This window comes from Chitinophaga oryzae, from assembly GCF_012516375.2.
Taxonomy (GTDB): domain Bacteria; phylum Bacteroidota; class Bacteroidia; order Chitinophagales; family Chitinophagaceae; genus Chitinophaga; species Chitinophaga oryzae.
Map to the genome: position 1 here is coordinate 3596839 of NZ_CP051204.2, position 13932 is coordinate 3610770.

Here is a 13932-nt window from a genome sequence, read left to right on the forward strand (position 1 = left end):
CATGAACGTTAAGCTACTGATGAATATGAAACTGCATAAATTACTGAATATAACCCTGGCAGCGGCCATCGCCCTGTCCGGATGCCGCAAGCTGGACGTGGACGTGGAATCCCGTTACACGCCCGGTAACTTCCCGACCAACAACGCTTCCTACGCAGCAGCCATCGGTGCGGTATACGCCCAGCTGGCCAGCTCCAAATCCGGCGACGCCACCTACTTCATGAACGGCGCCGGCTTCAGCTATGGTGTAGACTACTGGATGCTGCAGGAACTGAGCACCGATGAAGCCATCATCCCCGCCCGCGACGGTAACTACGACGACGGTGGTAAATACCGCTTCCTGCACCTGCATACCTGGAGCGGCAACCTGCCTTTTGTAATCAGCTCCTGGCAATGGGGCTTTGGCGGCATCAATATCGCCAACAATGCCCTGAACCTCGCTAAAGGCCTGCCGGAAGGCGCACAGCGGAACACCGCCGTGGCTGAACTGAAAGCGATGCGCTCCCTGTTCTACTTTTTTATGATGGACTCCTTCGGCAATATTCCCATCCTCGACGCATATCCGGTACCTACGCTACCGGAAACGAAACCACGCAAGGAAGTCTTTGCCTTCATCGAAAGTTCGCTGAAATCTGCCCTGCCGGACCTGCCAACGAAAGTAGACGGCTCTACCTACGGCCGCGCTACCAAATGGATGGCCTACGCGCTGCTGGAAAAAATGTACCTCAACGCGGAATACTATACCGGCACGCCCCGTTACACCGACGCAGTGGCCATGGCCGACAGTATCCTGATCAACGCGCCCTACGCACTTGAGGCTGACTACACAGCTATCTTCAAGCCGGACAACGGCCCGCAGATCAAAGAAACCATCTTCGCCATTCCTTACGATGCCAACCTGATCCCCGGTATGCACTTTACCCGCTTCGGACTGCATCCTTTCCTGAAAGAGAAATTCGACCTGCCGGCCGCTTTCGGGCCCAGTATAGCGCTCAGCACTATCGCCGACTTCTACGCTTTCTTTAACCTGCCCAACGACGTGCGTAACAACACCTGGCTGGCAGGCGGACAGTACAATAAAGACGGCACAAAAAATATCGTCCGCACCAGCACCAAAACGCTGGATGCTTCTTCACAAGGACCGGACCAGCCGATTGACTGGTGGGTGACCATCACCCCTGAAATGAAACTCAAACCCGGCGGCGAAGGCAAACTGGACGTAGGCAACGACCTCCTCGGTCAACTGAAAGGCGTCCGCTCTATCAAGTTCTATCCCGACAAAAACATCAACACGTCCACCCGCTTTCAGAACAACGATATGCCGGTGTTCCGCCTGGCGGACGTACTGCTGATGAAAGCAGAAGCGGTCCTCCGTGGCGCAGCGCCTACCGCCGTAAAAGGAGAGCTGCAAACGCCGGATGTACTGGTATCCAAAATCCGCACCCGCGCAGGCGCCGCACCTGCTGCCGGCATCAACCTCGATGAAATGCTGGTGGAACGCGCCCGCGAATTTGCCTGGGAAGGTTGGAGAAGAAATGACCTGATCCGCTTCGGTAAGTTTGAAGGCAAATGGGGCTTTAAACCGAAAGATAATGATGTGTTCCGCCGTATATTCCCGATCCCGGAAATAGAACTGGCGCTGAACCCCAAGCTGACCCGCAACCCGGGGTATTAGTATTTGGGGATTTTTTGATTTTTGATTTTGGAATTTTGGGGACTAAAAAAAGCGGATGTATCAAAATACTTCTGATACATCCGCTTTTTATTTATCTCGCTATTTAATCCCAAAATTCCAAAATCGTAAATCAAAAAATCCCTAAATATTTTTCTGTTTCCCTAACCCTACCTTGTACTTATCCGGCGTGCCCGAAATGCGTATATGCATGAAACGCCCTTTTTTGCCCTTATCTATGCTCTCAATGGCGTCTACCTGGTCAGCGTCCACTTCCTCCCGCTTGCGGCCAAACAGGGCCTGGAAACCAACCTGTGTGACCATCTTCATCGGTACCCGCAGGTAGTAGTTCATCTGTAAGTTCAGCGATTGGTTACCGGATACCTCTATATAGCCTAGTGATGAATTGATATTCATTTTGGGAATTTCAAGCGTTCCGTTTTTAAAGGTCAGTTTGTTGCGCAGGGTGTCAAAACGCACCATCCGCAGGTTTTTATCCTTGAAGTAAGATGACATGGCCTGCATGGGGCCAAAGTCCAGCAATACCCCGTTATGGATTTCCACGTCCATCTGCGCGGCCGTTTCGCTCAGCACGGGCGTCAGGTCGGGGTGCAGCCGTACGTGGCTTTTGATATGCCCGGTGAGTTTGCCTTTCAGGTTGTTGTTGAGTACCATGTCCTGGCCAAAGTTGTCAAACTTGAGCAGCATCTTGGTCATGTCTACGCTGTCGAGCCGGATGCCGCTGCGGAAGTAGAGCTTGGCCGGATCGGAGGCGTTGAGGATGCCACGCATCCCGATATGGCCGCCTGCCATCCGGAGGGAGATAGTGTCTACTTTGATGCGCTGGTCTTTCTGCATGTGCACATTGGCCAGCACGTCTTTCATCCAGAGGCGGTGGTAGCGTATTTTGCCGATATTGACCTGGGCGTCAAAATTGCTGAAAGGAATTTTGAAGATATTGAAGCCGGCGGCGTGGAGGCTATCGTTTTCCCGCACCGTAGTAGGCTTGGCCGGCGCTTGCGCCTGGGCCGTCTGGTCTGTAAAGTCGTAGTTCATCAGCTCGTCGATGTTCAGGTATTGTGATTTGAAGCTGAAGAAATTATTGCGCTCTTTCCCCTGGCGGTCGGGACCAGCATAGAGCTTCAGGTTCATGTCAAAATCGGTGGTGCCGATTTTACCGGTAAGCGTGTCTACCACCAGGTAACGGTTGGTGCCGTACCGTATCCTGCCTTTGATATTTTCCAGCTGAACAGGATGTTGTTTAAGTGTGCCGGATATGTTGGCGATACGGGCGTCCACGCGTTTGAACACGGTATCATAACGCATGTTGAGTTTGGCCCGCAGCCAGAGTTTGCCGGCTTCTTCGTACCAGTAGCCCTGCGGGATGAACTTGCGGCCGCGGGGGCCAATCAGATCGTTGACGGCGATACGGTCTGACTTCAGGTCGAAGGCCAGTTCAGTACGTCCTTTTTTGATTTTATCGAACCACAATGGGTAGTTGTTCAATCTGCCTTTAAACGCAAAACCGCTGCTGTCGATATGACCGCTGAAGTTGCGTACCAGCAGGCTGGTATCGTTGATGGTGATGTCTGCGCCAAAATCGTGCAGCGCATGAGGGTACTGTTTGAAGGCCGCGCCGAGGTTGGTCAGCCGGAAAGTGCCCCTGGGTAAGGGGTTGGGGTGCAGCAGCTCCTGTACGGATGTTTCAAAAGCGAGGCCGATGTGAAAACCGGTCATCACTTCCTGCCGCAGTATTTTATGCGTGGTGTCTGCCAGCATCAGCTCCCCGGGATGAATGGCGTTGCCGGAAGCGCGGAACGTTACGGCGATGGGTTTCTGCTGTGCATGGAAAATAGCAGGCAGGTCGCTGATGGAACCGCCCGCCTTAATATCGGAGCTGCCTATACGAAAAGCGATGGAGTCCAGCAGCAGGCTGCCGTTGCGCACCTGCGCATGCAGGTTCATTTTACGTACCGGCAGGGGATAGTTGGGGATACGGAACTCGAGGTTGGTGACGGTCAGCTCACTTTGTATGCCCTCTTTCAGTTTGGCCAGCTGCTGCTCCGGCAGATGGATGTCTACCAGCTCTTTAAAATTCATTTTCAGGGCGATCTGTCCCTGCAACTGTTCCAGGTCTTTGATACCGAGGAACTCGCCCACGAACTTCAGGTCCAGCTCCGAGTATACCTGCATCACAATATGCGGATCGGTGAAGTCTTTCATGACGAAATTACCCCTGAATACGCCCTGTCCGGGTTTGGCGTTGATGCCCAGCAGGTGCAGCTCCGATGTTTTCAGCGTATGGGCGTCCCCGTTGGTATAGTACCCTTTGAAGCCCAGGGAGTCTACCTTGCGGTCGATGTTTTTATTCTGGAACCACACGTTTTCGCAGCCAAAATTCACGCGGATGGCGGGCATTTCGTTTTTGGACAGCTTTCCTTTTACGGTGCCGTCGAAGAAGATGCGGCCATCGCGGCGGTATTTTTCCATCATGGCGGCGATATCATTGGGTACCAGTGCAAAGAGCAGGTTGAGGTCCGGACGGTCGCCTTTTACCTGCAGGTCCAGCATCGTTTCCTTGCCCATGGCGGCGGTGCCCGCCAGTGAGAGGCTGGCGTTTTCCAGCCGGACAGTGCTGGGGGCGAGGGCCAGCTGTTGTTTACTGAGGTCGTAATTGCCTTTCAGGTCCATCGACACTTTCCGGTTACGGAATAAAGTGCTGTCGGTGCGGCTGGTGAAGTCGAACAGCATTTTACTGTCCAGCTCCAGCGCTATGCGGTCGCCCTCCATTTTAAAGGAGGTTTTTATTTTTTCAATGTGGGATACGATCTTCCAGCCGGAAGCAGCGTCGCGGTAGGTGACGTCGATATTTTTCAGGATCACTTTTTTCAGATCGAGGCTCAGCGCTTCGGCGCTGTCGGCGGCAGCGGCTGCGGTGCTGTCGCTTTTAAAAGCATGCGCCCTGATCAGGTCTACGTCGCCATTGGCGGCACGGGCGATGTCCACTTTGCCGTTGGCCACTACGATAATGCGCACCTGGTACCGTCCCCGCAGGATATCAGGGAGGCTGAAACCAGCGTACAGTTTCTCTACTTCGTACAACGGCTTCCCGTCCATGCGTTTGTTGGCAAAAAAACGGACATGGTGCAGGGCGATGGACACATAGGGGAAATTACTGAAAGGGGAGATGCTGCTTTTCTCCAGTACCAGTTCACCGGCAAATTGTTTATTCAGTTCATCTACTGCCAGTTGGGTTAAGCGCTGCTGCTGACTGTACAGGATACCGCCGGCTATGCCGATCAACAGCAATAAAGCAGCCAGCGATATCAGCGCCACACGGATGATTTTTTTTCCTGCTTTCATGTTAAAGGCCGTTCTAATGTGTAAAAATATCAAAAAATGGCGGGTGTGCGCACCGGTGGGTGTTGGGGATGTGTTAAAGTTTTACCGGATAAATAAAGCTGCTTTATTATTTTTATCGGCTATGAAAGCTGATCGCATGATGAAAAAATGTTCTGCACTGCTGGCCGCTGCTGCCCTGGCGTTGACAGTACAAGCCCAGGAAGTGAAAAAGCCGGGCCACGCCGGCAACCCGGTATTCCCGGGATGGTATGCCGACCCGGAAGGACTGGTGTTCGGAAAAAAATACTGGATCTTCCCCACCTTTTCGGCGCCTTACGAGCAACAGGTGTTCTTCGACGCATTTTCTTCCGATGACCTTGTTCACTGGAAAAAACATCCGCATGTCCTGGATTCCGCCGCAGTTAAATGGGCGAAACGCGCTATGTGGGCGCCTGCGGTGATCAAAAAAGGGAAACAGTACTTTTTCTTTTTCGGCGCCAACGATATCCAGCACAACGGCGAGCCCGGCGGGATAGGCGTAGCCGTGGCGGATAAACCGGAAGGGCCGTACCGCGACTATCTCGGTAAACCGCTGGTGGACAGTATCGTCCATGGCGCTCAACCGATCGACCAGTACGTGTTCCATGACAAAGACGGCGCCTACTACCTGATCTACGGCGGCTGGGGACACTGTAATATCGCCCGGCTGAAAGATGATTTCACCGGCTTCATTCCTTTTGAGGACGGGACCGTTTTCCGGGAGATCACCCCGGAGAAATACGTGGAAGGACCTACGATGTTTATCAGGAACGGAAAATATTACTTTATGTGGTCGGAAGGCGGCTGGGGCGGGCCGGACTATAGTGTGGCCTATGCTATCGCGGACAGTCCGGCAGGACCGTTTAAGCGTATCGGTAAAATCCTGCAGCAGGACCCGGCGATAGCCACCGGCGCAGGACACCATTCTGTGATACACAATGCAAAGCACGATCAGTGGTTCATTGTTTATCACCGCCGTCCGCTGGGTAAAAAAGGAGCCAACGAAAGGGAAACCTGTATCGACCGGATGGAGTTTAATGAAGACGGTACTATCCGGCCGGTAGTGATGACCAAAGAAGGCGTGCGGCGGCTCCGGCTCTAGGCCGCTGCTGTTATGCGCGGGCGCTGTTACGGTCGTTGGTCATCATTTTTCCGGCCGGCGGAAATATCGTCACGGCAGGCTGTGTTTTTCTGCGATGCTGTACAAACACGATGGTGGCCACGATGCCGGTCAGCCCTGCAATACAAACAGTTGCCCGCGGTCCTATCCACTGGGCCAGCATCCCTGTCAGCAGGCTGCCGATGGGGATCATGCCCTGGTAGGCCATGATGTAATAACTGATAGCCCTTGCACGCATGGCTGGAATAGCGTGCGTCTGGATGTAGGTATTAATGGCAGATGTCTGTGCCATCATACCTACGCCGGAAAGCATCATGAACACCAGGGCCAGTGGCAGCCAGCCGGCATAGGCGAGGAGCACGAGGCTCAGACCAAATATCAGGCTGGCAGTGATGAGTATTTTGACGAGGTCTTTTCCGGCCTTTAACTGCGCCATATAAATAGCCGCGGCGATAGAACCCACACCGGCGGCGCTTTCAAACCAGCTGAATGTTCTGGCGCTGCCATTGAAAATATCTTTTGCGAAAACGGGCATCAATGTATTGAAAGGCATCACCAGCAGGCTGCTGGCGGTGAGCATCAGCAGCAGGGAGGAAAGGTCCCTGTCATGTGAAATATACTGCCATCCTTCCCGCAGCTCTGCCCAGATGCTGCGTTCTGACTTCACGATCACCGGCAGGTCCATCTTCATCATAAACAGGGAAACCAGTACCGGCACATAACTCAGGAAATTGCCGGCAAAACAGATGTCTTCCCCAAAGGTGCTCAGGACAATGCCGGCCAGCGCCGGTCCCGCAATACGGGCAAAATTGGCGACGGTGGAGTTGAGCGCTATGGCGTTGGGAAGATCTTCCTTCTGCTCCACCATTTCCATCATGAGCGACTGCCGGCAGGTAACGTCAAACGCATTGATAACGCCCTGTACGAGCGACAGGAAAATAATACCGGGGATGTTATAATAACGCAGCAGGATCATGAGCGCCAGCGCGCCTGCCTGCACCATCGAGATCACCTGCGTGATGATCATCAGGCGGTAGCGGTTATGACGGTCTATGTAACTGCCGGCGTAGGGCGACAGGAAAAGGGAGGGGATGAGGCTTACAAAGCTGACTACGCCCAGCAGCAGGGCGGAATTGGTTAACCGGTACACCAGCCAGCAAACAGCTGTTTTCTGCATCCATGTACCTATCAGGGAAATAGATTGTCCGTAAAAGAAGAGCCGGAAGTTCCGGGATTTTAAAGAGCGAAATACATCCATCAAAAATTTGTTTATAAAAGCGGGAATACTGACATTCCTTTTAATAATCGATGGTGCAAATTTCGGTCACTTTGATATATTTGTAAAATAGATTGTTTTAATGATATTGATTAGTAAAACCGATTGATCTATGGAGCTTCGTCAACTGGCCTATTTTGTGAAAGCCGCGGAAACCTCGCACTTTACGGAGGCTGCAGCGGCCATGTACATCACGCAGTCGACCTTGTCGCAACAGATCAAGGTGCTGGAAACGGAACTGGGCATGCCATTGTTTGACAGGGTCGGCAAGCATGTGCAGCTTACAGAAGCGGGGAGCGTGTTTCTCCTGCATGCCCGGCAAATTCTGCTGGACGTGGAGAAAGGCAAACAGGCCATTGAAGATCTACAGAACCTGCTCACCGGCGATCTGCGCATCGGCGCTACGTATGCTTTTACGTCGTTGCTGCTGCCGGCGCTGAATGCTTTTCCGGGCAAATATCCCGGGCTGCGTATTTTTGTGGACTACGGTAACACGGAAGAGCTGGAGCGGAAGCTGCGTTCGTCTCAACTGGATTTTATCCTGGCATTTCACCAGCTGACGCCGGGCAAAGAGTTTGAAAGCCAGGAACTGTTTACTTCCAAGATAGTGATGGCGGTGTCGAAGAAACATCCCATGGCGCAGCTGAAAGAGATCAACCTGAAAAACCTGGACGGCATGGAGCTGATCCTGGCCTCCAAAGGTTTCAGCTCCCGCGATTTTCTCAGCGAAGTGCTGGAGAGGCATAAAGTGTATCCCGCCGTGAAAATAGAACTCAACGATGTGCATGCGCTGCTGTCGATGCTGGAAGGCGGGCATTGGGTAACGTTACTGAATGAACGGGCGCTTAACGGCTGGAAGAACCTGGTGGCGGTGCCCATTGCCGGTAAGGCCCTGCTGCGAAAGGCTTACATCCTCTGGCAGAAAGGCACTTACCGTAAAAAGGCGGCGGACCTTTTTGTGAAGGAGCTGATGAAAGGCATAGAAAAACAGAAGCAGCCGTGATTACTGTGCGTCCATTACCTGTAAGGCCCCGTATTTAAAGTATTTATCAAAAGTAGTCAGGAAAGTATTGAGACTGGTGAATCCCAGCCGCTCCATAATGGTGGTTACCGGCGTATTGCGGGTACTCAGCATTTCAAAGGCCACGGCCATTTTCTCCTGCAATACCAGCTCCGGTATGGTCAGGTGGAACTCCTGTTCAAACGGGCGGCGTAACAACGCCTCTTCCACATCAAATTTCTGTTGCAGTGTTTTATAAGTCAGCGGTTCATCCAGGTGGTTCAGGATGTAGCTGAAAATTTCGTGCAGCTGTTGCCGTTTGGCGTCATTCATCATGATGGGAGGCGGAGCGATCAGCCGCCGGGTGTAATTGCCGTAGAAGTCGGCTGCATTGCGGCGGAAGAAGCTATAGGCGCTGTTGCCGATGTATTTGGCCCGCAGGATACGGTCGCGTATCAGGCGGCTCACCGGGTTGAGCATAAAGGGGGCTTTATGCAGCGGCTCTGTCACATTGGAAATGGGAATGGCTGCGAGTGAACTGAGCAGCGGAAATTCCCGTGCCAGTTCTTTCAAAGCGTAAGGTTCAATGTTGATGTGAAAGCTGAGTGGTTGTGAGGCGCCGGGCAGGGTAGGCTCTTCCGAGGCCATCACGTTGAAGAGGCTGACTTCTTTTTCCAGTTGCTGCCGGTTGTTGATGGTACCCCGCAGGTGATCGGCATCGTCGTAAGCATGAAGGGTGATCACCTGGTACTGGGAGCAGTGGCGTACTTCCACGCCCGGCCGCATATGAATGCTGTGTACCCAGATGGAAAATTCCCCGGCCCGGATGTTCTGGTCGAGGATAGAGCCGTCTTTGTCTTCGTGGTAGTAAAAACGCGCATACGGAATCAGTTGTCCCTGAAAAGCAGCGGGAATGTCCTGGTGCGGCGTGAACGTCGTGTCATCTCTCTCGATGTACAGGATTTTGGTAGTTGATTTCATGGGAAATGGTTTATGGTCAGGACCTATTGAAGCTGGTGCATACTGTCTTCCGCCGGCGATGGCGCCTGAACGGGCAGCAGGATGCCGGCAGGAAGCGGTTCTCCGCCGGGGCTTGCGATGAATAGCTTATGCAGGGGCCGGGAGGTGTCTATCACTCCATGGAGACCGTAGTTGCGTAAAGCAAGGGTCTTGAGCCCGGCAAGTGTTACGCTGGAAAAGTAAAAGTTTTTTTTGCGCCAGGCATCTGCCTCCTGTTCTGTGAAGCGCCGGATGTCGAACGTACGGGCGCTGTCATTGTAAATCAGTTGCTGACCGGGCCGCAGCAGGACTTGCCGGCTGCCCGCGGTCAAACGGAGAGAGCCTTCGGTAAGGGATATACGAATATGATGAGGGGTATATGTATTCACATGGAAGCTGGTACCCAGCACCTGCACGGTGCTGTTGGGCAGTTGCAGCACAAAAGGCTGTTGGGCGTTGGCTGCTATCCTGAAATAAGCTTCGCCTTTCAGGGAGGTTTCCCGGGTGGATTCAGTGAAGCTGAACGGGAATTTCAGCTGCGTACCTGCATTGAGCCATATTTCAGTGCCATCGGAGAGGGTTATTTTGTAGTGGCTGCGATCCGGAACGGTGAGCGTGTTGACGCCGGCCGGCAGGCCGGCGGCGGTCAGCAGCGAAAGGCTGCGGGCCTGTACAGGCAACGGCTTCTGGCGGATAGACAGCGTACCCGGAGCGTCGGTCAGCGGGTGAACGGAGCCGTCGGCCAGCGCCAGGTTGGCAACGGTCGTCGCCGGCGGCGGCGTTACGTCTGCCGCAGCACGAACACCGTAGGAATGATAAAAATACCAGTAAACGGAAAATGCCGCCAGAAAAATACAGGCGGCGGTGCCCCATTTGAACAGGGGAGGGTGAGCCGGCGCTTCGGTAATGCTGTAGGTATTGCGCCAGCGCGCCTTTTCCTGCAGCTGCCTGCCGCTCTCAATGGTGTTCCACATTTCACGGGCTTCCGGTACCTCCTCCAGGTAAGCATCCAGCAATGCCTCATCGGCGGCGGAAATAATACCGGCTTTCTTTTCAGTCATCAGCTGAAATATGGACGTGAGATTTTTCATCAATCATAATAACAGAAATAATGTCCGGACGGGGTATCTCAGAAGCGGATTTTTTCCAATAATTGACGAAGGGTCTTCAGGGCAGAGGCAACATGTTTTTTTACGGTTTCTTCGCTGATGTCCATGACAGCAGCTATTTCCTTGCGGGTCTTGTGTTCCTGGTAAGCCAGCCGGAACACCTGCGATTGTTTTTGAGGCAACAGGTTGATGGCGCCCTCCAGCTGCTCACGCAGCTCATTTTTCTCCAGCCGGCTGTCAGGTGTCACATACGGCGGCTGTTGCAGCCAGGCCAACCGCTTTTTCCGGGTCTCATCCTTCGAAATCCTGTTCAGGCAACGGTTCTTTATACTGACAAAAAGAAAGTTCTTCAACGTGGTGATAGTGCTCAGGTCTATCCGCTTATATAACGCATGCTGCCAGAAATCAATAAAGAACTCCTGCACCAGCTCCCGGGACTCTTCCTCGTCCTGGAGTATGGTCATGGCGGTAATTAACAACCATTCACGATAAAGGTGGTAGAAGTGGTCAAATGCCTCCACACTACCGGTCTTCAGCGCGGCCAGTAATTCTATATCGTTATTATGGGCGTTCATGCGTTGAATGTAGTTAGACCGCCGGGGGAGGGTATTAACCCCGGAAACAGCTGTTCTACGCTGGTTTTCGTCATACAGTGTAATGATTGATTGGGTGTCTGCTGCTGTCAAACATAAATTTTCAGGTATATTCGATGCGTAATGGGCTGCCGGATTTTCCGGAAGATACTGAATTTGTTAATCAATTGTTAATCGTTCTTGGGCAACGTAAGATGCTAACCGGGTGTTAACAGAGTTTGCAATGATTTGATTTTTAATAAGATATGAAAAAATCAATGACGCAAATGCCCCGATGGCGGGCAGAAAAAAATACCAGAATGAACAAAAAGAATCCCCACCATTAAAAATGGCGGGGATGAGCGGTGTTAACCGTATGAATTATTTTTTCCTGGGTTTGCGTTTTTTCGGCTTGCCGTATTTCAGCATCATTTTTTCCTTGTGACTGATTTTCTGATTGGTCTTCATATTCTTGGCGAGCTTCTGGTGGAAAGCAGGACCGGCGTCTTCACGTTTTGGGGCTTTCACCAGGGTATTACGCATAAACACTTTCGGCTTTTCGTCTTCTGTCAGCACATCGGAGATTTCCAGGTCTTCCGGTAATGGCCTCTCCGGGATACGGTAGCTCATCAGCTCTTCAATGGCGGCCAGTTGTTCGGTCTCCTGGTCTTTGGTCAGCAGAATAGCAATCCCTTTTTTATCGGCACGGCCGGTCCGCCCGATACGGTGGATGTAATTTTCCGGTACTTCCGGCGTATCGAAGTTGATCACATGGCTCACCTCCGCGATATCCAAACCGCGGGCGATGATATCGGTCGCAATCAGAAAACGGTAATGGCCCGCCTGGAACTGGTTGACCGTATTAAACCGATGATTTTGTTCTTTGTTGGAATGAATGATGCCCACCTTATCGGGGAACTTGGCCTGCAGCTGCTCATACAGATCGTCGGCCAGTTTTTTGGTGCCCGCAAAGATGAGGGTTTTGACCATGCTCTCGTCGCGGGTGATCAGCAATTCCAGCAGGTTGACCTTGGTGTTGAAGTTAGGCACCCGGTACAGCACCTGGTCAATGTTTTCCAGCGGCGTGCCCGTGGGCGCCGCTTCTATCATGGTAGGGTTGTTGAAGTGCGTTTGTATCATCGCTTCCACCTCTTCGGTGATGGTAGCGGAGAACATGAGGTTCTGGCGGCGCGGGGGCAACAGGTCCATAATATTGGTCAGCTGCATCCGGAAGCCCAGGTTCAGCATCTCGTCCACCTCATCGATGATCAGTTTTTTGACGGACTTTACTTTGAGCGCGCCGCTGAGGATAATATCGTATAGGCGTCCGGGTGTGGCCACCAGTATGTCTATTTTGTTTTGTACCGCGGCCATCTGCGGATTCATATTCACCCCGCCGTAAACGCCCATTACTTCCACACTCATGTACGTCGTCAGCTTTTTTACCGATTCCACCACCTGTACCACCAGCTCGCGGGTAGGCACCATGATGAGCACCTGCGGATGTTTCTCCTTGGTAAACTTAAACTGCCGCAGCGTGGGCAACAGGTAAGCGAAGGTTTTACCTGTACCGGTCTGGGCAATACCGCATACGTCCTGTCCGGACATGATCACGGAAAAGGCCCGTTGCTGTATGGTGGTAGGCTTTGTAAAGCCCAGTTCGTCGAGGGCGTTGCGTAAAGGTGTGTTCAGATTTAAATCCCCAAATGTCATGTTTCTACAAAATATGAACGGCGAAGGTAAACAATATTTTTGGCCTGTGGCTGTAAAGGCCCATTCCGCATGAATCCTGACAGCTTTTCATTACATTTAAGCCAGCAAAAAAAAATGGTATGAAGGATATACATGTACAGGCAATACGCGTGCACGCCTACGGCGGTTCTGATCAGTTGCGCCTGGAAGAGGTGCCGGTGCCGGCGCCCGGACCAGGGGAGGTGTTAATCAATATTGTAGCCAGCGGGGTCAATCCCATCGACTGGAAAACCAGGGAGGGCATGATGCAAAAACCGTTGCCCTACATTCCGGGAGTGGAAGCTGCCGGCGTGGTGGTTGCCCTCGGCGAAGGGGTGACGGACAAAAAAGTGGGAGAGGCGGTGTATGGCGCGGTAGACGGCTCTTACGCCGCCTGCGCGGTAGCGCCGGCGGAACGGCTATTCCATAAGCCCATTCACCTGTCATTTGAGGAAGCAGCAGCCTGCGGCGGCGCCAAAACCGCCTGGGGCGCACTCTTCGACGTCGGTAAGCTGGCCAAAGGGCAGCGGGTGCTTATTCACGCCGGCGCGGGAGGAGTGGGGCACTTCGCCGTGCAACTGGCATACAATGCCGGCGCTTATGTGATCGCTACCAGCGCCGCTGAAAATACGGACTTTGTAAAATCCCTCGGCGCTTCGGAAGTGATTGACTATACCGCCGCTCCTTTTGAAACGCAGACCGGCCCGGTGGATGTACTGCTGGACACCGTCGGCGGCGATACGCTTGACCGTTCGTATCAACTGGTGAAGCCGGGAGGTGTCCTGCTGTGCCTGGTGCAGCAACCGTCACCCGAAAAGGCTGCCGCCGCCGGTATCCGCGCGGTATGGGCAGGCACCAAAACACTGCATGCCATGCAGGAAGTAGCTAAACTGCTGGACAAAGACCTTATCCGCCCTTCCGTCCGGAAGGTGTTCGCGCCTTTGTCCGCCGCCGCGGCAGCACAGGACTACAGCCAGCTGGGCGGCCCCGGAAGAGGTAAAATCGTGCTGAAAATAGAGGAATAACCCGCGTAGTAAGCCTTGGCGGTTGCGGCGATGTCTTTCGCGCAAAA

Annotated in this window: 10 protein-coding genes; 4 read left to right on the top strand and 6 right to left on the bottom strand. The window is 53.0% G+C overall.

Features of this window, described 5'->3' with window-relative positions:
• The first annotated feature begins 1 nt into the window (after position 1).
• Positions 2 to 1675, top strand: coding sequence for a RagB/SusD family nutrient uptake outer membrane protein (locus HF324_RS15035; RefSeq protein WP_246269542.1), 1674 nt, complete (start codon positions 2 to 4; stop codon positions 1673 to 1675).
• 141 nt (positions 1676 to 1816) lie between these two features.
• On the opposite strand, the gene HF324_RS15040 is transcribed toward HF324_RS15035, so the two are convergent.
• Positions 1817 to 5035, bottom strand: a complete 3219-nt coding sequence (locus HF324_RS15040; RefSeq protein ID WP_168860185.1) for an AsmA family protein — start codon at positions 5033 to 5035, stop codon at positions 1817 to 1819.
• Positions 5036 to 5171: 136 nt separating this feature from the next.
• On the opposite strand from HF324_RS15040, the gene HF324_RS15045 reads away from it, so the two are divergent.
• On the top strand, positions 5172 to 6155 hold the full coding sequence (locus HF324_RS15045; protein ID WP_220100754.1) for a glycoside hydrolase family 43 protein: 984 nt from the start codon (positions 5172 to 5174) through the stop codon (positions 6153 to 6155).
• 10 nt (positions 6156 to 6165) lie between these two features.
• Here the strand turns inward: HF324_RS15045 and HF324_RS15050 are convergent, their stop codons facing one another.
• Positions 6166 to 7431: an MFS transporter gene (locus HF324_RS15050; RefSeq protein WP_168860186.1), complete on the bottom strand. Its 1266-nt coding sequence runs from the start codon at positions 7429 to 7431 to the stop codon at positions 6166 to 6168.
• Between the two features lie 130 nt (positions 7432 to 7561).
• On the opposite strand from HF324_RS15050, the gene HF324_RS15055 reads away from it, so the two are divergent.
• Positions 7562 to 8452, top strand: coding sequence for a LysR substrate-binding domain-containing protein (locus HF324_RS15055; RefSeq protein WP_168860187.1), 891 nt, complete (start codon positions 7562 to 7564; stop codon positions 8450 to 8452).
• On the opposite strand, the gene HF324_RS15060 is transcribed toward HF324_RS15055, so the two are convergent.
• The 4 genes from HF324_RS15060 to HF324_RS15075 form a co-directional block, all read right to left on the bottom strand.
• Positions 8453 to 9430, bottom strand: coding sequence for a helix-turn-helix transcriptional regulator (locus HF324_RS15060; RefSeq protein WP_168803272.1), 978 nt, complete (start codon positions 9428 to 9430; stop codon positions 8453 to 8455). It lies immediately after the preceding gene.
• A gap of 23 nt (positions 9431 to 9453) precedes the next feature.
• Entirely contained in the window at positions 9454 to 10539 is a 1086-nt protein-coding gene (locus HF324_RS15065) for a FecR family protein (RefSeq protein ID WP_168803273.1), read from the bottom strand.
• A gap of 38 nt (positions 10540 to 10577) precedes the next feature.
• Positions 10578 to 11132 carry an RNA polymerase sigma factor gene (locus HF324_RS15070; RefSeq protein ID WP_168803274.1) on the bottom strand — a complete coding sequence of 185 codons (555 nt, stop codon included), beginning with the start codon at positions 11130 to 11132 and terminating at the stop codon, positions 10578 to 10580.
• 378 nt (positions 11133 to 11510) lie between these two features.
• The gene (locus HF324_RS15075; RefSeq protein WP_168860189.1) at positions 11511 to 12842 is read right to left on the bottom strand and encodes a DEAD/DEAH box helicase; all 1332 of its coding nucleotides are present in this window, start codon (positions 12840 to 12842) and stop codon (positions 11511 to 11513) included.
• 119 nt (positions 12843 to 12961) lie between these two features.
• On the opposite strand from HF324_RS15075, the gene HF324_RS15080 reads away from it, so the two are divergent.
• Complete coding sequence (locus tag HF324_RS15080; protein ID WP_168803276.1) at positions 12962 to 13885, top strand: NADP-dependent oxidoreductase; 924 nt, start codon at positions 12962 to 12964, stop codon at positions 13883 to 13885.
• The last annotated feature ends 47 nt before the right edge of the window (positions 13886 to 13932 follow it).